Origin of the sequence: Mesorhizobium sp. M0802, assembly GCF_040320115.1 — a bacterium.
In the GTDB taxonomy this organism is placed as follows: Bacteria; Pseudomonadota; Alphaproteobacteria; order Rhizobiales; family Rhizobiaceae; genus Mesorhizobium.
The window spans coordinates 384,968-406,599 of the sequence record NZ_JAMYOY010000001.1; the positions used below are offsets into that span (position 1 = coordinate 384,968).

Consider the following 21,632-nt stretch of genomic DNA (forward strand, 5'->3'; position numbering starts at 1 on the left):
CCTGAACAAGCCCCCGGACTGCCGTACGAGCCGAAAAACGGACCTTAGGTGCTTTCCCGTTAGTTCCATGCACCATCGAGGAACATTCCTGCCGCCACCGCGTTAGGAAAGTTCCTTCACACCCGGTGCGCCCGTGCTGACTGCTACCCTCCCAGGCGAATGGCTGACCCGGCATGATCAGGGTCACATCTCGCGGCGGGCCGCTCTTGCGGGTATTTGTTGCTGGCTATTGGGTGCTTCCGCTGAAGCCGCGCCACAGCCATCGCCGCTCGTGCGATTTGGCGTGCTGGGATTTGGCACCGCCGCCTGGGAAGTTGACGTCATGCGGCGGCATGCGTTGGACACTGTGCACGGCGTATCAATCGAGGCTCAGCGGCTTGCCGGGACCGAAGCCGGTAAGACCGCATTGCTGGCGGGCAGCGTCGACGTCATCGTTTCGGACTGGGTGTGGGTCATGCGCCAGCGCAGCGAAGGCGCTGATCTGGTCTTCTATCCCTATTCTCGTGCCGTCGGCGCGCTGGAACTGCCGCAAGGCTCGTCCATTCGAACTCTTGCGGACCTCAAGGGCAAAAGGCTGGGGATCGCAGGTGGTCCGCTGGACAAAAGCTGGATCCTGTTGCGCGCGCTCGGCCTCCGTCAGGTGAAGCGCGATCTTGCTGAAGAGGTGGAGCCAGTGTTCGGCGCGCCGCCTTTGTTGGAGCAGGAATTTCTGGCGGGGCGACTGGATGCACTGCTGACGTTCTGGAATTTCGCCGCCCGTCTCGAGTCAGAGGGGGCAAGGCCTCTGCTCAGTGTCGCGCAAATCCTGCAGGGGCTTGGCGTATCCGTGGACTTGCCGATGCTCGGCTACGTCTTCCATGAAAGCTGGGCGCGGGCCAACCCGATAGCCCTCGCGCGATTCACGAGCGCGACCGCGGCAGCGAAGTCGCTGCTCGAGTCTTCGGACGACGAATGGCGGGTGCTCGCGCCCCAATTGGGCACGGACGATCCTCACCTACAGGCGGCGCTACGCGCCGCCTATCGAGCCGGAATCCCTCGTCGGTTCGGCAAAGACGAACGTGATGGCGCGGCCCGGTTGTTTGCAATCCTGGCCGAATTGGGCGGCGAGGATCTGGTCGGCAAGGCGACGAGCCTCGATCCTGGTGTCTTCCGGGCCATACCGGCTTGAGCTCGCGCCAATGACTGATGTCCCAGCGTTCCCCATCACAATGCAGCGTTGTCAATCGACTGCGGCATTGCTGACCATGGTGCTCGTCTGGCAGATTGCATCATCAATCGCCGCCGATCGGCTGTTTCCTGGTCCGGTCCAGGTTGTTTCGGTTCTCCTGCACGAAGCGGTTCGGGGCGAGCTGCCATACCATTTGGGCATCTCGCTTGCGCGCGTCGTGGCAAGCCTCGGGTCGGCAATAGTCATCGGCGCGGCCCTTGGCTACGCGGCAGGCCGCTCGCACAGAGCCGACATATGGATGAGGCCTTGGATCGTGTTACTCCTCAACATGCCGGCGCTGATCACGGTCATTCTAATTTATATTTGGCTTGGTCTTGCCGAGACTGCGCTTGTCCTTGCGGTCGCGCTCAACAAGATCCCCAATGTCGTGGTGACTATTCGTGAAGGCGCCAGTCAGCTGGACAAGGACTTTGCCGAAATGGCTGAGCTCTATCGCTTCGGGCATGCTGCAAAGCTGCGGCATGTCGTGCTGCCGCAATTGGCGCCGTTCTTTCTCGTCACCCTGCGCAGCGGGCTGGCACTAACGTGGAAGATCGTGTTGCTCGCCGAACTGCTCGGCCGCTCCAACGGCGTCGGGTTCCAGCTACAGGTCTATTTTCAGAACTTCGACGTCACCCACATCCTTGCCTATGCGATCAGCTTCGGCGTTGTGATGCTTGCCATAGAGTATGGACTGCTTGTGCCGTTGGAACGTCGTTTGTTCGCCTGGCGACGCTGATGCTGAGGATCAGGATCGAGGACAAGACTTTCCCCGGTGACGACGGCCAGCGCCGGACGATCTTTCGCGCGCTGTCGCTTGATATAGCCGACGGACAGGTCTGCGTCCTGACCGGCCCTTCCGGTGTCGGCAAGTCGACGCTGCTGTCGATCGTTTCGGGCGTCGACCGCGAATTTCGCGGCAGCGTGAGCGGACGACCGCTTCCGATAGGCATGCTGTTCCAGACACCGAGGCTGCTGCCCTGGCTCACCGCCTTGCGCAATGTAGAGATGGCCATCCCGGATCGCGCGCCCGATGCGGCCCGGTGGCTTGCCGCTGTCGGCCTGAAAGGCAATGAGAAGAGCTATCCGCAGCGACTCTCGGGCGGCATGGCGCGGCGCGTAGCGCTTGCCCGGGCGCTCGCCGTGGAGCCTGCGCTCCTGCTCCTCGACGAGCCATTCGCTTCACTCGACGAGGCGACCGCGCAAGCCATGCGCCGCCTGCTGCAGGATTGTTTCGCCAGTCGGCGGACTACCACGCTGCTGGTTACGCATGATCTCGCCTATGCCTCGTCGCTGGGGGATCGGGTTATTGTTCTGGAGGGATCGCCTGCGCGCATCGTGCGCGATGTCGCAATCTCTGGTGGCGATGAAGCGGGATCGTCGCGGTTTGGGCTGGGGGCGACACAATGAGACTGTTGCTGGGCCTTCTCTTTCTTTTGCTGATCACCGGCCCTGGCGCCACCGAGCAACAGACGATGGTGATCGGGTATATCGGCCAGGAGCGCAAACCGGCTCTGCCCCTTGGACCCCTTGATGAAACCGTCACCGATGACGGCCTGCAAGGCGCACGGCTCGGCATTGCCGACGACGAAAGCACCGGCCGGTTTCTTGGGCAGAAATTTCGGCTGGAGAAAAGAATATTGAAACCAACCGAAACGCCGGACGACGCGGTAAGACAATTCGCCGATGCCGGCATCGCCTTTGTCGTCGCCGATCTCGACGCCAGTCAGCTTCTACAGGCCAGTGCCGCGCCCGGTGCCGAGCAGATGACGTTGCTCAACAGCCGGGCGCCGGACGACGTGCTTCGCCAACAGGACTGCCGTCGGAACGTGCTGCACACGATCCCGAGCCGCGCCATGCTCGCCGACGGGCTGGCGCAATATCTCGCCTGGAAGCGCTGGCAGCGTTGGTTCCTGCTTGTGGGGCCGCATTCGCAGGATCAGGCGATGGCGGCGGCCTTTCGACGGGCGGCGGCTCGCTTCGGAGCCGAGATCACGATCGACCAGCCGTGGACATTCAGGCCCGCCAACGGACGTGCCGATACAGGGCATGTCACGCTGCAGACCGAAATACCCGCGGTCACGCAGGTCAGCGACTATGATGTGCTCGTGGTCGCCGACGAGGCGGATGAATTCGGCGCCTATCTGGAGGGCCGCACTGCGCTGCCGAGAATCGTCGCCGGCACGCAAGGGCTGGTCACCACAGGCTGGAGCGCTGTCAGCGAGGAATGGGGCGCCACGCAACTGCAGGACCGTTTCCACAGGCAGGCAGGGCGCTGGATGTTGCCCAGCGACTACGCGGCCTGGCTCGCTGTGCGCAGTATCGGCGAAGCGGCGACGCGCCTGCACAGTCTCGATCCCGCGGCAATCGGCAGATACATACGCGGCGACGCGTTTCTTCTCGCTGGCTTCAAGGGGCAGGGGCTTAGTTTCCGTCCTTGGGACGGACAGATGCGCCAGCCCATTTTGATCACCGGGCCTCGCCTCTTGATTTCCAGCTCACCGCAACCGGGCTTCCTGCATCAGCGCACGCCGCTCGACACGCTGGGCATCGACCTGGAGGAGAGCACATGCAAGTTCTGATGACGCTGTTGTTGGCGGCGTTCGCTCTTGCTGCTCCCGCCGCCGCCGAGACCATCTACGTTTCCAATGAGCAGGACAATACCGTCGCGGTCGTCGACGGCGTGACAATGACTTTGCTGGCGACGATCGATGTCGGCCGCCGTCCGCGCGGGCTGGCGCTGTCGATCGACAACAAGATGCTGTTCGTCGCGGAAGGCGACGACAACCGCATCGACGTGGTCGACGTCGCGAAGCGGCGGGTCGTCGGGGAATTGCCTTCGGGAGCCGATCCGGAATTCTTCGCAGTCCATCCCGATGGCAAGCGGCTGTTCGTCGCCAACGAGAATGACAATCTGGTGTCGGTGGTGGACATCGCCGCGGCCAAGGTCATCGGCACCGTGGATGTCGGCGTCGAACCGGAAGGAATGGCGGCCAGCGCCGACGGCCGCTATGTCGCCTGCACTTCGGAGACCACCAGCATGGTGCATCTGATCGACGCAGGCACGCTTGAACTCGTCGACAATCTGCTGGTCGATACCAGGCCGCGCGCGGCTTTATTCTCGCCGGACGGGAAGCAATTCTGGGTGTCCTCGGAGATCCGGGGCACTGTCACCGTCTTCGACACGGCAACGCGCGCGCAGACCGGCAAAGTCGAGTTCGAGGTGCCGGGTATACGACGCGAGGGCGTGCAGGCGGTCGGCATGGCGACGTCCCGCGATGGCACGACCGTCTATGTGGCGCTCGGCCCCGCCAACAGGATTGCGGAAGTCGATGTGAAAACGCTGGCGGTCCGTCGGCTCTACCTTGTTGGTCAACGACCCTGGCACGTTGCGCTCTCCGGCGACCAGAAGCGCCTGGTCAGCGCAAACGGGAATTCCGGCGATATTTCGTTTATCGATCTGGAAAACCAGGAGGTGGTGAAATCGCTGCCGGTAGGGCGGGGGCCGTGGGGCGTCGTGATCGGGCCATGAACGCCTTGTCGGTCGAGAATCTGGGCCATAGTTTCGGAAACCGGCGGGTTCTCGACGGCGTCTCTTTCTCTGTGGCCCAAGGCAGGATGTGCATCTTGCTAGGCCGCAACGGCGCCGGCAAGACGACGTTGTTCTCGCTGATCACCGGTCTTTATCACGCCCGCTCCGGCTCGGTGCATGTCTTCGACCAGGCGATGGATGTCAACCCGTCCGCCGCGTTGGCGCAGATGGGCGTCGTCTTCCAGTTGCCGACCCTCGATCTCGATCTGACGGCCGGCGAGAACCTGCGTTACCACGCGGCCTTGCATGGGCTTAGCCAGGCCTTGAGCAAGGAGCGCTCCATCCACGAACTCGGCCGGCTGGACGTGCTGGACAGGATCGACGATCCTGCCCGAGCGCTTTCCGGGGGGCAGCGTCGCCGTGTCGAGATAGCACGCGCTCTGATGCATAGCCCACGCCTTTTGCTGCTGGATGAGCCGACCACCGGGCTCGACGTGCCGGGCCGCCGCGCGCTCGAGCGGCACGTGCGGGAGCTTTGCCGCGAGCGCGGCATTGCCGTCCTGTGGGCAACACATTTTCTGGAAGAACTGAAGGCGGATGACGATGTGGTGGTGCTGCATCGAGGCACAATCCGGTGGGCCGGCCGCGCCGATCGGCTGGCTGCCGATCTCGCTGTAGCGAGCACGGGCGAGGCCTTCGCGTCGCTGACGGAGTCCGAATGAAAACGTCTCACGCGGTGCGCGCGCTCAATGGCATCCTGCGCAGGGAGATGCTGCGCACGTTGCGGCAACGCGGCCGGCTGCTCTCGGCGATGGTACGGCCGCTGGTCTGGCTGGCAATCTTTGCCGCTGGCTTCCGCTCCGTTCTCGGTCTGTCGATCACGCCACCCTACCAGACCTATGTTCTCTATGACGTATATGTGGTGCCCGGGCTAGCGGCCATGATGCTGCTCTTCCATGCCATGGCGAGTTCGCTGGCCATGGTTTACGATCGCGAGATGGGCAGCATGCGCCTGTTGTTGACCGCACCATTGCCGCGCTGGTACCTGCTTGCGGCGCGCCTGCTGGCCAGCGTGATCGTCGGCGTGCCGCTGGTCTATTTGTTTCTGTTGATCGCGCGTTTCTGGGATGTGCGGCCGCCCGTTCTCGGCTACGTCGCGGTATTTCCGGCGCTCGTGCTGGCGGGCCTCATGCTTGGCGCGTTCGGACTGCTTGTCTCCTCGGTTTCGACACAGATGGAGAACTTTGCCGGTGTCATGAATTTCGTCATCTTTCCGGTGTTCTTTGCCTCGACGGCGCTCTATCCGCTGTGGCGGCTTGCCGAGGCGGGACCGGTGCTGGCAACAATCGCCGCCTGGAACCCGTTCAGCTCGGCGGTCGAGCTGATACGCTTCGCGCTCTATCTGCGGTTCGATCCTGTCGCGGCGATTGTGGTCCTTGGCTGCCTCATCGCCTTCTTCCTCGCGGCGGTCATCGGCTACGATCCCGGCCGCGGCTTGTGGTCCCGGCGCGGCGGCGAGGGCTGATTTACCTCAAAGCATAGAGATAAGCGGCGATGTCCCGCGCCTGTTGCTCGGTGATCCTCGTCGACGGCATGGCCGTGTGCGGATTGACTTCCCTCGCCGAGCGTATCCAGCGGATCATGTTCTCCGGATTGTTTGCCAGCAGGCCACCGATAAAGACCCTGTCGGCAAGGCCACCGTCCAGGCGGGGTCCGACCTGGCCTTGCGCACCCGGCACGCCGGGTATCGTATGGCAGCCGGAGCAGCCATTCGCCGTCATGATTGGAATGGCGCGGGCGCCTACGCCGCCGGTCGCCGCATCCGACTCGTGCCGGACGCGCTCGCGCCTGTCGGACCACAAAGTCGCCGCTGCGACAGCCGCAGCCAGCAGCAGGATTGCGGCAAGGGCGCCCCCGATCAGCCTACCCAGGTCTGAGCGCATGTGTTGCCTCCCTGGTTGCGCTGCTGCTTATCCAGAGGCCGGCGAGCAGCAGGGCGGCGCCGCCATAGATCAAGCCGGCCGGAACCCACATTACCAATCCGGCGAGCTGCTGGTCCTCGATCGCGGTCATTCCCCACAATGCCGCGCCGGCGCCATTCTCCGGATACCAGAGTTTGGGCGACATCAGCAGCAGGACACCGAGCAGGCCGGTATGAAGCGAGGTGAAGAAAAGATGCATGACGGCGTTGCCATAGGTTTGCTGTCGACCGGGGCGCGGTAGGAGCGCCCACCAGAACAGCAAGGCTGTGCCGAGGAAGCTCGCATGCTGGGCATAATGAAGAAAGCCCTGCTGGAGCGCTGCCTGGAACAATGCCGGAATGTGCCAGATCCAGATGGCGACGCCGTGAATGATCGTCGCGTTGAGGGGGCGGATCACCAGGGCCCAAACCGATTGCAGCGTCTTTGCGCGCGTGAGCTTGCCCGTTCCGCGGCGAAGTGAGGCCGGCAAGGACCAGAGCAGGACTGCGCCTGGGCACGCGGCGACAAGGAGAGGCGCCGCCACCGCCGTCAGCAGTTCATGCTCGATCATATGGGCGGCAAACACCCGCTCGCCGAGCGCATGGATGGGGCTGACCAGTGCTGCCGTCAGCACGCCCCAACCGGCGGCGAACAACAACGCCTGCCGCATCCGCTCGGGACGGCCTCGGCTGCTGCGGCGCCACAACCGAGTCGCTCCGATGGCATAAAGGAAGGCAATCGCGGCCAGCGGAAACGTGATGGGAAATGCGAGCGTCCATCCGGCCTCGGGCGCGCCGGCGCCGTAGCAGATCGAGGTCGAGAAGAACGCGTCGAAGCTCATCGCAGGCACTCGTCGAGAATGAGAGCCGCGCTGCCTTGCATGATGATGACGAGGGCAAACAGCAATGCCGCAAGCATGCCGAGATCGGCGACGAACTGCTCGGTGCTGCGCGTGCGCTCAGGCTTGAAGGCGGCGCCGCCCTGCCGCTTCGCCCGCCATGACAAGGCACCGCCGAGCAGCGAAAGCACGGCGAGCACCAGTGCCACGGGAAGCACCACCGGCACCTGGCGGTTGCACTGCCATGGTACGAGTGCGTAGTTCAGCTGCGTCGAGATTGCCCAAGCCATCGGCCCCGACAGAAGACCACCCCAGGACGTTCCCATTTTCAACGCACGCATCAGCCTAGCCTCGGCATCCAGTAGATGAGCAGATAGATCGGGATCCAGGTCAGCACCACGAAATCCCAATAGAAGACATTGTCGCCGACATCGCCGAAGCGCCGGCCGCTATAGCCATGGCGTGTGAACATCAGCACCGTCAAAACGATGGTGTCGCCGACATCGGTGATCAGGTGTGTGGTATGCAGCCCGAGCAGCACCCAGAGCATCGAACCATAGGCGTTCGTGTCCCAGTAGATGTTCAGCGCCGGGAATTCGAACCAGCGCACGACAAGCGGGGCCAGACCGAGCAGCGACATCACCACCAGCCCGATCCGCACCGGCACGATCGCGCATTGCTTGGCATGGCCGTGGAGGATGTGATTCGGCACCACGCTGATAATGAACAGGATGGTGACGATCGTTCCGGGCCAATGGTTGGGGTGCGGGGCGCTTAGACGCCAGTTGGGCCACAAAGTGGCGAGATAGAGATAAGCGCCGGCGGCCAACGCAAAGCCCATGCCTTCCAGCGCCATGAAGCCGAGCGTTCCCCACCAGGTCGGGCTGCGCGGACCATGTCCAAAGGTTGGGAGGTCCGAAAGATCCAAGCTGGGACGCTCACTCATCCCTCATCCTCCGGGTCGTCCTTGGGCCAGAACCAGCCGATCAAGGTGATGGCGATCGGCGCGGCGCCCCAGACGATCGCCCAGGGCGTGAAGATCGAATAGACAAACGTACCGCCGACAGCGATTGCCGCCAGCAGCGGCCAGATCGACGGTGTCGCCGATTTCTCGCGAATGTCGGGGTGGGCTTCCGCCACGGTTGAGATCAACAGCTCACGGACATCGACGCGGAGACCGGTCGCCACAGGCAGCGCCTCCCGTTCGGCCCAGAGCGGCTCGACATGCGTGACAATCGGTATCCGCGCGAAATTATAGCTTGGCGGCGGCGAAGACGTCGCCCATTCGAGCGTACCGGCATCCCAGGGATTGTTTCCGGCCAGCGCGCCCTTCAACGCGCCGTGTACAAGATTGAAAGTGAACAGTACGAAGCTGAGGAAAAAGAGCACCGCGCCAGCGCTGATGAACAGGTTGATGTTGCCCCAGCCAAGCTCGGCCGGATAGGTGTAGACCCTTCGTGGCATGCCCCAGAGCCCGACGAGATGCATTGGAAAAAAAGCTGCGTTGAAGCCGATGAAAGCCAGCCAGAAATGCCAGCGCCCGAGACGCTCGCTCATCATGCGGCCGCTGATCTTGGGGAACCAGAAATAGGCCGCGCCCAGCAGCGGGAAGACCGAACCGCCGATCAGCACGTAATGGAAATGGGCGACGACGAAATAGGTGTCGTGCACCTGGAGGTCCAGCGGCACCGAAGCGAGCATGACGCCGGTGAGGCCGCCGATGACGAAGATGAAAAAGAAGCCGAACACGAACAGCAGCGGCGTGCGGATCACCGGCCTGCCGTCCCACAAGGTCGCCAGCCAGCAGAAGATCTGAATGCCATTGGGGATGGCGATCAGCATGCTCGACGCGGTGAAGAAGCTGGCGCCGAGCTTGGGTAGTCCCGTCGCGAACATGTGATGGACCCAGAGGCCGAACGAAAGGAAGCCGACGGCGATCAGCGACAGGACCAGCCCAAGATGTCCGAACACGGGACGCCGGGCGAAGACCGGGATGATCGCGGAGACCATGCCCGTCGCCGGCAGGAAGATGATGTAGACCTCCGGATGGCCAAAGAACCAGAACAGATGCTGGAAGAGCAGTGCGTCGCCGCCCTCGGCCGGGTTGAAGATATGTGTGCCGACCAGCCGGTCGAGGATCAGGAAGGTCGAGGTGATCATCACCGCGGGCATGGCGAAGACGACGACGAAGGAGGTAACCAGCATTGCCCAGACGTAGAGCGGAATCCTGTCCAGCGACATGCCGGGGGCTCGCTGCTTGAACACGGTGACGATGGTTGCCACCGCGACGGCCAGGGAGGATACTTCTGTATAAGTGATCATCTGGGCCCAGACGTCGGCCCGCTTGCCCGGCGCGAATTCGGGGCCTGACAGCGGCACATAAGCAAACCAGCCGACGTCGGGCGCCATGTTGAGCGCGAAAGACACCCAGGCAAATATACCGCCCGAAACATAGATCCAGTAGCTGAACGCGTTCAGGCGGGGAAAGGCGATGTTGCGGCTGCCGACCATCAGCGGGACGAGATAGATGCCTGTCGCCTGCACGATGGGCACGGCGAACAGGAACATCATGGTCACACCATGCATCGTGAACAGCTGGTTGTAGAGGTCCGGGCCGATCAGACCGCGCTGCGGCCCTGAGAGCTGGATGCGCATGGCGACAGCGTTGAGCCCGCCCAGGCACAGAAACACGAAGGCGGTGATCAGATAGCGCCGTGCGACGACCTTGTGGTCGACGCTCGACAGCGCGCCGATGATGCCGGGGGGCGTGCGCCATGTCCGCGCCAGCCAGCGATCCAGGCTGGCATCGTCCATGCCGGTGTCGCGCGGTCCGTCATGCTCGGGTGCGACGTCGCCTGTGGCGGGCGTTTCGCGCGGCAGGTCGCGTTCGCTTGTGAGGTCCGCGCTGCTCATTTAAGCGCCTCGAGGTAGGCGACCATGGCGTTGAGTTCGTCGCCGCTGAGCTCCACCACCGGCATGTGGGATCCGGGCTTGATGCCCTGTGGGTCGGCTATCCAGGCGGCGAGATTGCCGCGGCTCATCGTCAATGTCCCGGCGGCAAGCGTCTGCCGGCTGGCTATATGGGTGAGGTCAGGGGCGACCGTTCCTCCGGCAGGCGTGCCGCCTATTCTGTGACACATCACGCAAGGGCGCTTCAGAAACAGATCCTGGCCGGCCTTGGCCTCGTCCCCCGTCGGAGTAGCTGCCGGCTGCAACTGGTCGTTCCACCAGGCGTCGAACTTCGCACGCGGCTCGGCGATGATGAAGGTGCCCATGTTTGCGTGCTGCGCCCCGCAGAACTCGGCGCATTGACCTCGGTAAACACCAGGCTTGTCTGCCTTGAGGTCGAGCACGTTCATGTGGCCGGGAATGAGGTCGAGCTTGCCCGAAAGGCTCGGAATCCAGAAGGAATGGATGACGTCGGTCGAGGTCAGAAGAAGCTTCACCGGCTCCCCGGCGGGGATATGGATCTCGTTCGCCGTGGTCAGGATCCGGCTTGGCGTGGCATCCTCATAGCGCACCTCCCACCACCATTGATGGCCGGTGACCCGAATGGTCAGTGCGGCATCCGAGCCGATCGCGGCGAGCGTCCTGTTGGCGAAGAAGCTCAGCAAGGTCAGTCCGATCAGGACAATGGCGGTCAACCCGACGGCGGTCATCACCGCGCGCAGCTTCCGGTCGTCGGCGCCGGCCTTGATCGCGAGCGGCTCCGCCTGCGCGCGCGACCGCATCATCAAGGGTACGACGAGGGCGATCATCACCAGCACCCACACCACGGCGCAGAGCGCGGTGAAGAACCAGATCAGCCATGCCAGTTCGCTCGCCGCGGGACCTTTCGGGTCGAGGGCGGATTGCCAGCCCGCGCATCCCTGGAGCAACAGAGCGCCGGCGGTGGCGAACGCCATCGAGACGAGACGTTTCACGGCGACTTCCCCAGCGTGGCCGCGTCGGGCATGCGGTTTTCCGACGGATGCGCCATCATGTCGTCATTGCGTTGCGGCGCGGCGGAAGACGGCGCGTTGCCGCTCAGCGAGCGCACGAAAGCCGCAAGCTCCCAGATCTGGTCGTCGGGAATCTTGTCGCGGAAGCTCGGCATGCCGTTTGGCCGACCGTCGCGGATCGTGGCATGGATGCTTTCGATCGAGCTGCCATAGAGCCACTTCTGGTCCATCAGGGCCGGCCCCATGCCGCCGCCGCCATTGGCGTGGCATCCCGAACAGTTGAACCAGCCGAAAAGCCGTTTCCCTTCGCTCATATGGAAGGCGTTGGCCTCGAAGCTCGCCGCCTTGTTATCGCTGGCGGGGGGGCGCTGTCCGCCGGGCTCCAGCGTGGTCACAGGCGTCGGCTGCTCGCCCGATCCGAGCGCCGATTGCGGGCGCGTGTCACGTTCCTCGCGCTGGCAGGCAGCGAGCGCCAGGACTGGAAACAGGAGCATGGCCACAACGGCTCTCATCGCACCGGGCTCCCCGAGGCATCGAGGCGCGGCACGCCGTACTGTGACAGCAAGGCATCTATCTCGACCTTGTGCCTGGAGAGGGCGCCATTGACATCGCCGCGCAGCGCATCGTCTTCGCGGCGGACGCCCATCGAGATGTCGTAGATCATCGGCAGTTGCGGTCCGTCGATGCGGGGCGCAACCGGCGTGATGCGGAGCGGCACCTTCTGCCTGGCGGCGAAGTAGCCGGCGAGGGGGCCCCAGACCACGGCAAGGTCGATCTCGCCACTCGCCACCGCTTCGACGATGCGCGCCGGCGGGTTGGGGGCAGAATAGTCGCCATAGACCGGATAGCCAACGAGGTGCCCGACGATACCGCGGCGGCCAAGCGCCTGGACCGGAGGCGAATTGGCGCCATCGTCGCCGATGAGCTGAACACCGATCCGCATGTCGCGCAGCCGCGGATCATTGAACGATGCTACGTCGGGGCCGTCCCTGCGGGTGACGAAGACATAGGACGATCGGTAGTAGGGCGTGGTGGTGCGCAGCATTTCGAGGTTGCTCGGCGTGCCCGGCACGAGATCGCACAGGCCCGCCTTCAGCGTGTTGCGGATGAAGCCGCGACGCTGCGCCCACCAGGTATAGGTCAGCTTGGCGCCGAGATCGGACGCAACGATTTCGGCGATCCTGTTCTCGAAGCCCTGACCTGCCGCGTTGGAGAACGGCAGGTTGTTCGGATCGGCGCAGACCCTCAGCTCACGTGCGTCGGCTGTGGCCGTCAAGAACACGAAGGCGATCGCGGCCATGCCGATCGCCAGCCGTTGACACCCCTTTCGCGCCGGACCTACGGTCAAGTACAATCCATCAAGGCAGCCGGAACACATAAAGCGTGCCTCCCGAGGTTGTCGCGTTCTTCAGATCCTTCATGGCATTGACGAAACCGAGCGCGGCGGTGGCGTCACGCGGGTCAAGATCGCCCGATACAATGGCGCCGGCCCAGCCGCCGACGCCTGAGAGGATGGCGACATATTGGTGCCCGTCGGGACCGCGATAGGTGATGGGCTGGCCGATGATCCCGGACGAGGTCTTGAACTGCCAAAGCAGGTCTCCGGTCTTGGCGCTGACCGCCTTGAACCAGCCTTCCATCGTGCCATAGAAGACAACGTCGCCGGCGGTCACCACCGCGCCGCTCCACACCGGGAAATTCTCCTTGAGGCTCCAGGCGGGTTTCTCCGCGGCGATGTCCCAGGCGGTGAAGGCGCCGCGATTACCGCCGGGCCCTGGTATCATGCGGACGTTCATGCCCACATAGGGCGTGCCGGCAATGTAGTTCACCTCGACGCCTTCTTCATCCATGCACAGATTGTTGTGCGGGATGTAGAGCAGGCCGGTCTTCGGCGAGAACGCGGAAGGCTGCCAGTCCTTGAGGCCCGACGCCGTCGGACAGATATCGCGAACGACCTTGCCGGTGCCGGTCTTCTTGTCCGGGTTTACGATCAGCCGACCGGTTTTCAGATCCACACCTTTGCTGGAGTTGACCGGACCAAACGGTTTTGCCGACAGCACCTCGCCGGTTGTCCGGTCGAGGATGTAGAGATAGCCGTTGCGCTCCGGCCGGATCAGCACCTTGCGCGGCTTGCCCTGCCAGGACATGTCGAGCAGGATCTGCTCGTTGATGCCGTCATAATCGTGGAGGTCATGCGGGCTCCATTGATAAAACCATTTCGCCGCGCCGGTGTCGGGATCGCGCGCGAAAATGCCAGACGTCCACTTGTTGTCGCCCGGCCGCAAATCCGGATTCCATGGTCCGGGATTGCCGGTGCCGTGGAAGATCAGGTTCAGATCGGGATCATAGGAAATCCAGCCCCACATGTTGCCGCCGCCGATCTTCCAGGCTTCCGGCGGCCATGTCGTGACGCCAAGATCCTTGCCTTTGTCCATGTCGTAGTGCGGCTTGAAGTCCGGTCCGATCAGCACGTCCTTGTCCGGCCCGGTGCTATAGGCGATCCAGACGACATGACCGTCGCCGGCGTCGAGCGCCTTTACCCAGCCGCGAACGCCCATCTCGCCGCCGGAATTGCCGACCAGCACTTTGCCCTTCACCACAAGCGGCGCCATGGTGATGGTCTCGCCGATGTTGATGTTGCCGACATGAGTGTTCCAGATCGGCTTGCCCGTGTTCGCATCAAGGGCAATCGTGTGGCCGTCCAGCGTATTGAAAAAAATGCGCCCGTCGGCGAATGCCACTCCTCGGTTGACGACGTCGCAGCAGGCCACCCCCTGTGCTGCCGGCTCCGGATTGGGTTCGTACTTCCACTTCATCGGGGCGCCGGGCTTGGAGAGATCGAGCGCATAGACGAAGTTGGGAAAGGGCGTCACGATATACATGGTGTTGCCGACGACCAGCGGCGCTGCTTCCTGGCCCTTGTTCACGCCTGTCGAGAACGTGAACGCGACCTGCAGGTTCTTGACGTTGCCTTCATTGATCTCGGAGAGTTCGCTGAAGCGCGTCGACGCGTAGTTCTTGGCCGGCATCGTCCATTGGCCGTCATCGGGTGGCGAAGCTGCGCCTGGCGGTACGATCGCTGGTGTTTTAGGAGGCTCGGACGCAGCGCCCAGAAGCAGCAGGCAGGCGAGCAGCGTCACCAGAAGGATAGCGCCAAAGGAATTCCCGGCTGCCAATTTGCGGGTACGTCGTTCTACGTCAACGCGCGTTAATGCCAACTGCGGCATAGCTTTCATTTATTGATCGAGCCTCCCACGCCGGCGCCGAGTTCGGCGGCGATGTCGGCCTCCGTTCCGGCACAAAGCGGATGGCCCCAGCCCGAAGCGCTTTTGCCGCCGGGGTCCAGATCGTAGACAATGGCATCCTTGCGATTTGGATTGACGCCTGCCGGGACCTTGTCGAAGCCGAGCGCCGCGCGGATACGCCAGGCAACATTGTGATCGGCGCATGAGGAATCGCCTGAAACGCCGAGGCCGCCGACAATGCTCTTGCCGTCGTAGAGGGCAAGCCCGCCGCCAAACACCACGACGCCTCCGATCGGCTTGCCGACGAGCGGGTCGCCGGCGCTTCCGAACGTTTTGGGATCGCCCGTATAGGCCGCGGCCTGGTTGACGGGATTGGTCTCCTGCAGGCCAAATAGCGGCCCGCCCGGCTGCACCCCCGCATAGAGATTGGCCGTAGAGAGGGCCATCTGAGCCAGGCTGAGACCGTTGGCCGTGTTGGCTTTCTCCGCTGCTATGAGCCGACTTCCCGGCCATTGCGAGTCGGGGGTGGGGCCGCTGAACGCAATCGCGCAGACAGTGCCGTCACGGGCAACGATGGCTGCCCATTCGTTGGTTTCAAAGCCGCCATTGGCTGGTCCGCCGCTTGCCTTCACGTTGGCTTTGAGGGCTGCAAGCAGCTTGTCGTGATCGGCCGGACAGGGCTCCTGCGCCATGGCATCATGCCCGTGGAACAGGCCACCCATCAGCAACAGCAGGCCAAAAAGAGGTACGAAAAGCTGCGAGCGATACATTGTCCTGGCATTCGTTTACAAAAAAAGGACCACCCAGGCAGACCGCAGAATGCGAGGATACGTCCAATGGGTCAGTGCCTAACTCGCGTAATGCTTCTATGTTCCTGCTTTGCATAAAATTCGTGCAGTTGGATTTGGGTGCAGGTGTTCAATCAAAGCATGGGACCTGGATACCCGTGGCCACAGGCCAAGCGGTGAGGCAACGCGGCTGATCCAGGAAAATGCGATCGGGATGGCGCAGACGCACCCGCCCTGACAAACGCTGTTGCCTTGTCACGGCGTTCGACGATGGATGATCTCTTCAATAAGTTTCGCGTCGGCTTCGTACTCCGCGGCCCGCGCAGCCATTTGGCTGGCCAGGCTGTGTCTTTCCCGCGCGGCTTCGCGTTTTGCCGTACGTTTCGCCAACTCAGCCCGCTGCTGGTGCGCTCTTAGAAGGCTCCAAAGAGCCTGTTCCGCATCGTCAGCCTGGGCCTGCATCAAAACGTCTGCCCCGAACGCATGTCCGGTGTGGCAGCGGTAACGGGTAATCGGCCCGTCTTCTATCTCCCATAGGGGGCCATGACATTCGGGGCAGACAAATGTCGAGGGGGCGCCAAGCTGGCCTTCGGTCAGTTCCATTGTGCTGTGCTCCTGAGCTGCAATCGCTGCCTCAAGGCGGATGCCGGACGGGATTTCTGGTGTCGGTCCTGCGATTTCGGAAGCAAGCCTGTGCAACAGGCCAGCCATTTCGGACAGAGGGACGCAATGGTCGATTTCCACATTCTGCAAGGCGCTCAGCGGCATGTCGGGTACCGCAGCGTCGCCGGGGTCCTGGACTACGCTGACGCCTCCGCACATCTTGATTGCGTGCAGGCCGGCGGTGCCGTCGGAGAGGCTGCCTGTGAGCACGACGCCGATCACGCTGCCGCCAAAGCTGCAGGCCGCCGATCGAAACAGGGGGTCGATGGCGGGGCGCGCCAGGTTCTCGCGCGGCCCGCGCCGCAGCAGCATATGATCGTCATGTAACAGAAGGTGAGCTCCGGGCGGTGCAACGAAGATGTGCCCGTTTTTAACCTTCATGCCGTTGGAGGCATTTGCAACGGGCATGTTGGCAGCGCGACCGAGAATGTCGCCGAGGTAACTCGTGGGACCAACGTGCTGTACGACGAGGAGAGCCGCCGGGATGTCCGGCGAAAGATCGCGGACAAGTCTCTTCAGCGCGTCGACGCCGCCGGCCGATGCTCCGATTGTCACGATGCACCGGTTCTCGCAACCGTCGGGACGGACCTTATCCGGCTGGCCCGCACGCTCCGAATCTGATCGTGGTGCGGCGGTGGCCATGGTTGCTTCACCCACATTCAGCACAGATGTCGATGCGAGCGCTCCGGCCAGTCCGTTGCTGGTCGGATGCCCTGCCTTCGTCGGTGTTAGCTTCCGGCCGCATCGCGGAACATAGATGCCCGCAATGATGTCGGCTCTGTGCTAACGCCTACGTGCGCGTTTGACGGCAGCCTCTGCCACGGCCGGGGCCTCCTGAATGCTTGCCGCGCCGCCGAAATCGGCGTTCTTGGTACGGCCAGCTCCTGGGCCCGCTCCTAGATCAGCGCCTGTCGTCGGATCGGAAGCCGGATCGGAAAGCGTACGGTCGGCCATCCTGGCCACCACCTTCATGTCTTTGGCCCCCAGCTTGACAGTTGCCAGGCCGTCTCCGCCGTCGACGGGCATCACCTCTTCAAGGTCATCGATCCGATCCCACTCTTCGCCGGAATTCCACGGGCCAGCGACATCGCCGTCGCCTTGAGAGGTGTTGACATACATGCTGGCGTACTTCTCTACGCCTGGGAGCTTGCCGGAAGGGAAATTGTTTTCTATCGCGTAAAGTGCTTTCTCAAACGACTTCTGGTGCGCGATCTCGCGCGTCATCAGGAAGCCGAGCGCGTCCTTGATTCCCGGGTCGTCGGTGATGTTGATAAGGCGTTCGTAAACGATCTTGGCGCGAGCTTCGGCCGCGATATTCGATCGCAAATCCACCGTAGGTTCACCGCGCGAATCGACATAGGCCGCGGTCCAGGGAACGCCGGCTGAGTCGCACAGCGCGGGAGCGCCGCCGAACAGAATTGATTCCTTGGCTGTTGTGCCGCTGGCGCCGATCATCAGGTAAAGGTCCGCTTCCTTCATTTGGCCCTCGGCCAGCTGTGCCTTAAGCCCCTTGTTGAGCATGGTGACGATTGATCCCACCACTTCGAGATGGCTGAGTTCTTCGGTCGCAATATCGAGCAACATGTCACGACGGCCAAGATCGTCCTCGCCAAGCCCTTGCGTGAAATAGCGCATGGCCGCTGCAAGCTCGCCATCGGCGCCGCCGAACTGTTCCATGATCATGCAGGCCAGGCGAGGATTCGGCTCCGAGACGCGAACGGTGTATTGCAGGCGCTTGTTGTGCATGAACATGGACATCTCTCCGGTTAGATCATCCGAACATCCCGGCAAGTTGATTGTTCCATCCGGCCATCGGCCAGCGAGCATTTTTACGGTAACTTCAGTGTTGAGCATCGCAGCAAGCCAGAGGCGGCATTTATTTCTCCGACCGGTGACCGGCGGCAACGAGATTTCGATCGTGCTGCGCCATCACAGCAATGAGCAAGGCCGCGGATGGGCAAGAGGTAGACAAAATCTGGAGGGATACTGGCTCGGAAAAGTGAAGCCGGGCCATATTAATACGATGTCGGTGTCGACACCTTCGGCCCGTTTCGCCGAACACCTTACGCGGCAAACGCCGGGTTCGGTCACACGGCGAGCGTCGCGGGCTGTTGCCCGTTCACTTTCGATCCAGCACCTTCCGGACTTTCTCTGCCAATTCGTCGATCGTGTAGGGCTTGGTCAAAAGTTCGGTTCCGAAATCGAGCGTGCCGTTGTGGACAATCGCATTTCGTGTGTAGCCGGTGGTGTAGAGCACTTTTAGCGACGGGTGCATTGTCTTGACCTGATCCACCAGCTCCCGGCCCGACATCTCCGGCATCACCACGTCGGTGAACAGAAGCGACGGCACTTGCCCGCTTTCGACGGCCACCAGCGCTTCGCGTGGACCTTGCATTTCCAGCACGGAGTAGCCCAGTTCCCGCAGCGCTTCCGCGGCCATCAGCCGGACGCGATCTTCATCCTCGACAACCATGATGATCTCGTCTGCACAGCCGGGGTGCTCGCCTGCCACGACGTCGATTTGGCTGTCGAGCACGCCATGGTGCGAGCGCGGCAAATATATTTTCAAGGTGGTTCCGATGCCCTGCTCGGAATAGATCTTCACACTGCCGCCGGACTGGCGAACAAACCCATAGACTTGGCTGAGTCCCAGCCCGGTGCCTTTGCCGACCCCCTTGGTGGTGAAGAACGGATCGAAGGCTCTTGCGACAACATCAGCAGTCATGCCCGTTCCTGTATCGGTGACCGCTATCATCACATACTGGCCGGAGGGGATCGCGTTCTCCCTGGCATAGCGATCGTCGACGTGGGCGTTTGATGTCTCGATCGTCAGCTTGCCGCCAGCAGGCATGGCATCCCTTGCGTTGACGCAAAGGTTGAGCAGCGCGCTTTCCAATTGCCCTGCGTCGGCCTCGACATGCCATAGGCCCGCAGCGAGCACGGTCTCGATCTGAATGGTCTCGCCAAGCGTCCGGTTCAGCAATTCGCTCATACCGGAGACGAGGCGATTTGGATTCAGCCGCTTCGGCGCCAGTGGTTGCTGGCGGGAAAAGGCGAGCAGTCGCCTGGTAAGTTCTGCGGCACGTTGTGCTCCATCGATCGCGCCGGTTACGAATTGGTGGACGTTGGTATCGCCGTTTCTGAGCTTGCGCTGCACAAGGTTCAGGCCGCCGATGATGACGGCCAGCATATTGTTGAAGTCGTGCGCGATGCCACCGGTGAGCTGTCCGACAGCTTCCATCTTCTGGGCTTGGCGCAGGTGCTCTTCTGCTCTGGCGCGTTCCGCTACTTCATCTTTGACACGCTGTTCGAGCGTGCCGTTGAGTGTCTGCAGCGCCTTGAACAGTCGGGAGTTGTCGATTGCCGTCGCGGCATGGCCCGCAAGCCCCAGCAAGGCCGCCTCTTGCTGTTCGGCGAAGACGCCGATTTCTGGATGGCCAAGGAAGAGGCCACCCAGCACCTCGCCCGAACGCGAGACGACCGGCACGGCGAGATAGGAACGCACCGGCAGATGGCCCTCCGGCATTCCCTTGCGGGGCCAGTTCTTTCCGTAACGGGGATCCGTGAGGATATCATCGGAACGCACCACGCTTGTTCCGCGGAAAGTGGGCTCGAACACCGCGGTGTTGCGCGGCATCGGAAAGTTTTCGAAAGCAGAACGAGGTGCCCCCGACAGGGCGTAGAGCACATAGCTGTCGCCCTTGTCGTCGATCACATTGTAGAAGAAAGCTCCGAATTGTGCGCCCGACAGCACCACGCCGGCATCGGTTACCGTCTGGACAATTCGCTCCACGTCAAGCTCGGCCGCCACGGCTGCCGCAGTGGCGTTCATCAACTGAAGCTGATGCTCCACCCGCTTTCGCGCGGTGACATCGACCACGGTGCCGATGAAGCGGATCGCACGGCCGGACTGGAAAAGCGCTTCCCCCGTTGCGGCAATCCAGCGCTCCTTGCCATCCCGAAGGCCGATCGTCCGGTATTCGATGTCGTAGCGGGAGGGGGGGCCCGGCGCAAGCGACTGGCGTACGGCCTCGTCGGCCCGTGCGCGATCTTCCGGGTGGAGGCCCGCCAGGAAGGCGCTTTCATATGTCACCTCCGCGTCCGGCGGCAAACCAAAAAGGGCTTTGCACCGGTCGTCCCAACGCAGCACTCCGCTGATGGGATCGTAATCCCAGGTGCCGATAGCGGCCGCGTCGGTGGCAAGCCTCAGCCGCTCCTCGCTCGCCCGTGCCGCCTGCTCCGAGCGAACGCGCTCGATGTGAGCCCAGGACCGCTCCGTCACCTCGGTCAGCAAGGACAGTTCGCGTTGCGACCAGACGCGGCGCTGCTTGTCGTGGATGGCCATCAGGGCAGTCAGTCGGCCTTGTTTGACCAAAGGCATACAGATGGTTGCCGTTATCCCGATATCCTGAAAGGTCTTCGCTTCCTCGGGAGCAATTTCCTCAAGGTTGTTGTTGATGATAAGCGGCTTGTTGGCGCTGAGATTGGTGACAGCCAGGCGACCGAAATCGGCAAGACTGTAATATCCCCTGATGCTGGGCGAGCCAGGTGCGCTCCAATCGCCGCGGATGGTGAAATGGTCTTGGTCCTGCTCCATGTCGGCATAGGCGCAAATCGAGACGCCAAGATGTTCGCCGAGGAGCCGAGTGGTGATCTGCATGACAGCATCGGCGTCGGCCGCGAGGGCTATCTCCCTGCCGAGGCGGTCGAGAAAAGCAAGGCGTTCGGCGTTCTCACGCAGGGCCAGTTCGGCGCGAAGGCGTTCTATCGCCGTACGCGTCCGGTCCGCGACTGCCGAAATGAGGGCTACTTCCTCCGTCGCCCAGCGTCTGGGCGCGGAGTGGTTCAGGTATAACAGCGCCACCAGCCCGCCATGCTCGGTGACGGGCATGTTGATGACGGATTGGGCGCTGATGGCTTTGAGTGCCTCCGCATGGCCGCTGGTTCGCGGATCTGTCTCGGCGTTTTCAAAGACAACGGTTTCGCCTCGCTTCAAATCCTCGATATACGAGCCGTAGTTCCTGAAATTCAGCGTCCCAGCCAGGCTTTTGATGCCTGGCGCGTTCCAGTCCCTGTCGATGGTGATCGTTTCTTTCTCTAGATCGATCGTGCCGTATCCGGCTCGGCTGATGCCAAAATGGTTCCCCAGCAGTTCCGCGGCTGCGTAGGCCAGTTCTGCGGGATCCGTAATCTCGCGAATACGGTCGCCCAGCGCTGCCAAAAGCTCGAAGCGCTGCAGTTCAGATCGCGGATTGCTTGAAGTGGCCCCCATTTCGCCCCCGTTTTGCCCGGACTTAAATGCAGTCTGCGGCCAAGAGTTCCCCGCAGGACGGCAGTTTCTTTGGCGGGCCGGTCAGCCGAACACGCCGCACCGGTCATAGGTTAATGACAGCTTGGCGCGCTGTGGCGGATAAAGGGGGAAACCAGCGGGCACTTGACGAGCTCCCGCTGGCTGGG

At 62.7% G+C, this 21,632-nt stretch carries 20 protein-coding genes; 7 read left to right on the forward strand and 13 right to left on the reverse strand.

Features of this window, described 5'->3' with window-relative positions; genetic code table 11:
• Positions 1 to 133 precede the first annotated feature (133 nt).
• From NKI10_RS01870 to NKI10_RS01900, 7 genes are read left to right on the forward strand one after another with little or no spacing between them, the layout of a single operon-like run.
• Positions 134 to 1,168 carry an ABC transporter substrate-binding protein gene (locus tag NKI10_RS01870; protein ID WP_352858239.1) on the forward strand — a complete coding sequence of 345 codons (1,035 nt, stop codon included), beginning with the start codon at positions 134 to 136 and terminating at the stop codon, positions 1,166 to 1,168.
• Positions 1,169 to 1,178: 10 nt separating this feature from the next.
• On the forward strand, positions 1,179 to 1,946 hold the full coding sequence (locus NKI10_RS01875) for an ABC transporter permease (protein WP_352858242.1): 768 nt from the start codon (positions 1,179 to 1,181) through the stop codon (positions 1,944 to 1,946).
• Positions 1,946 to 2,617 carry an ABC transporter ATP-binding protein gene (locus NKI10_RS01880; protein WP_023829136.1) on the forward strand — a complete coding sequence of 224 codons (672 nt, stop codon included), beginning with the start codon at positions 1,946 to 1,948 and terminating at the stop codon, positions 2,615 to 2,617. The genes NKI10_RS01875 and NKI10_RS01880 overlap by 1 nt, the downstream gene beginning before the upstream one ends.
• Positions 2,614 to 3,789 (forward strand): lanthanide ABC transporter ABC transporter substrate-binding protein PedA1, encoded by a 1,176-nt coding sequence (locus NKI10_RS01885; protein WP_352858245.1) that lies wholly within the window; start codon positions 2,614 to 2,616, stop codon positions 3,787 to 3,789. The genes NKI10_RS01880 and NKI10_RS01885 overlap by 4 nt, the downstream gene beginning before the upstream one ends.
• The gene (locus tag NKI10_RS01890; protein WP_023739565.1) at positions 3,777 to 4,739 is read left to right on the forward strand and encodes a PQQ-dependent catabolism-associated beta-propeller protein; all 963 of its coding nucleotides are present in this window, start codon (positions 3,777 to 3,779) and stop codon (positions 4,737 to 4,739) included. The genes NKI10_RS01885 and NKI10_RS01890 overlap by 13 nt, the downstream gene beginning before the upstream one ends.
• The gene (locus NKI10_RS01895; RefSeq protein ID WP_023668003.1) at positions 4,736 to 5,461 is read left to right on the forward strand and encodes a lanthanide ABC transporter ATP-binding protein PedB/LutE; all 726 of its coding nucleotides are present in this window, start codon (positions 4,736 to 4,738) and stop codon (positions 5,459 to 5,461) included. The genes NKI10_RS01890 and NKI10_RS01895 overlap by 4 nt, the downstream gene beginning before the upstream one ends.
• Entirely contained in the window at positions 5,458 to 6,264 is an 807-nt protein-coding gene (locus NKI10_RS01900; RefSeq protein WP_023681112.1) for a lanthanide ABC transporter permease protein PedC, read from the forward strand. Before NKI10_RS01895 ends, NKI10_RS01900 begins: the two co-directional genes overlap by 4 nt.
• Before the next feature lies 1 nt (position 6,265).
• Here NKI10_RS01900 and NKI10_RS01905 read toward each other — a convergent pair whose 3' ends face one another.
• The 13 genes from NKI10_RS01905 to NKI10_RS01965 all read right to left on the reverse strand — a co-directional run bounded on the left by NKI10_RS01905 (position 6,266) and on the right by NKI10_RS01965 (position 21,447).
• On the reverse strand, positions 6,266 to 6,682 hold the full coding sequence (locus NKI10_RS01905; protein ID WP_023681113.1) for a c-type cytochrome: 417 nt from the start codon (positions 6,680 to 6,682) through the stop codon (positions 6,266 to 6,268).
• A complete protein-coding gene (locus NKI10_RS01910) occupies positions 6,663 to 7,541 on the reverse strand; it encodes a cytochrome c oxidase assembly protein (protein ID WP_352858249.1) in 879 nt (292 codons plus the stop codon). The genes NKI10_RS01905 and NKI10_RS01910 overlap by 20 nt, the downstream gene beginning before the upstream one ends.
• Positions 7,538 to 7,879 carry a hypothetical protein gene (locus NKI10_RS01915; RefSeq protein ID WP_023681115.1) on the reverse strand — a complete coding sequence of 114 codons (342 nt, stop codon included), beginning with the start codon at positions 7,877 to 7,879 and terminating at the stop codon, positions 7,538 to 7,540. Before NKI10_RS01915 ends, NKI10_RS01910 begins: the two co-directional genes overlap by 4 nt.
• Entirely contained in the window at positions 7,879 to 8,484 is a 606-nt protein-coding gene (locus tag NKI10_RS01920; RefSeq protein WP_023681116.1) for a cytochrome c oxidase subunit 3, read from the reverse strand. Before NKI10_RS01920 ends, NKI10_RS01915 begins: the two co-directional genes overlap by 1 nt.
• Positions 8,481 to 10,451: a cytochrome c oxidase subunit I gene (ctaD, locus tag NKI10_RS01925; protein ID WP_352858252.1), complete on the reverse strand. Its 1,971-nt coding sequence runs from the start codon at positions 10,449 to 10,451 to the stop codon at positions 8,481 to 8,483. Before ctaD ends, NKI10_RS01920 begins: the two co-directional genes overlap by 4 nt.
• Positions 10,448 to 11,461, reverse strand: a complete 1,014-nt coding sequence (gene coxB, locus NKI10_RS01930) for a cytochrome c oxidase subunit II (protein WP_352444620.1) — start codon at positions 11,459 to 11,461, stop codon at positions 10,448 to 10,450. Before coxB ends, ctaD begins: the two co-directional genes overlap by 4 nt.
• Positions 11,458 to 11,991: a c-type cytochrome gene (locus tag NKI10_RS01935; protein WP_023668011.1), complete on the reverse strand. Its 534-nt coding sequence runs from the start codon at positions 11,989 to 11,991 to the stop codon at positions 11,458 to 11,460. The genes coxB and NKI10_RS01935 overlap by 4 nt, the downstream gene beginning before the upstream one ends.
• Complete coding sequence (locus NKI10_RS01940; protein WP_023754469.1) at positions 11,988 to 12,857, reverse strand: substrate-binding domain-containing protein; 870 nt, start codon at positions 12,855 to 12,857, stop codon at positions 11,988 to 11,990. Before NKI10_RS01940 ends, NKI10_RS01935 begins: the two co-directional genes overlap by 4 nt.
• Positions 12,838 to 14,715 carry a methanol/ethanol family PQQ-dependent dehydrogenase gene (locus tag NKI10_RS01945; protein WP_352858256.1) on the reverse strand — a complete coding sequence of 626 codons (1,878 nt, stop codon included), beginning with the start codon at positions 14,713 to 14,715 and terminating at the stop codon, positions 12,838 to 12,840. The genes NKI10_RS01940 and NKI10_RS01945 overlap by 20 nt, the downstream gene beginning before the upstream one ends.
• A complete protein-coding gene (locus NKI10_RS01950; RefSeq protein ID WP_023826387.1) occupies positions 14,712 to 15,494 on the reverse strand; it encodes a heme-binding protein in 783 nt (260 codons plus the stop codon). The genes NKI10_RS01945 and NKI10_RS01950 overlap by 4 nt, the downstream gene beginning before the upstream one ends.
• Positions 15,495 to 15,767: 273 nt before the next feature.
• Positions 15,768 to 16,817: a chemotaxis protein CheB gene (locus NKI10_RS01955; protein ID WP_023681123.1), complete on the reverse strand. Its 1,050-nt coding sequence runs from the start codon at positions 16,815 to 16,817 to the stop codon at positions 15,768 to 15,770.
• Positions 16,818 to 16,958: 141 nt separating this feature from the next.
• The gene (locus tag NKI10_RS01960) at positions 16,959 to 17,927 is read right to left on the reverse strand and encodes a manganese catalase family protein (RefSeq protein WP_023681124.1); all 969 of its coding nucleotides are present in this window, start codon (positions 17,925 to 17,927) and stop codon (positions 16,959 to 16,961) included.
• A 367-nt stretch (positions 17,928 to 18,294) separates the two neighbouring features.
• The gene (locus NKI10_RS01965) at positions 18,295 to 21,447 is read right to left on the reverse strand and encodes a GAF domain-containing protein (RefSeq protein WP_352858259.1); all 3,153 of its coding nucleotides are present in this window, start codon (positions 21,445 to 21,447) and stop codon (positions 18,295 to 18,297) included.
• Positions 21,448 to 21,632: the final 185 nt, after the last annotated feature.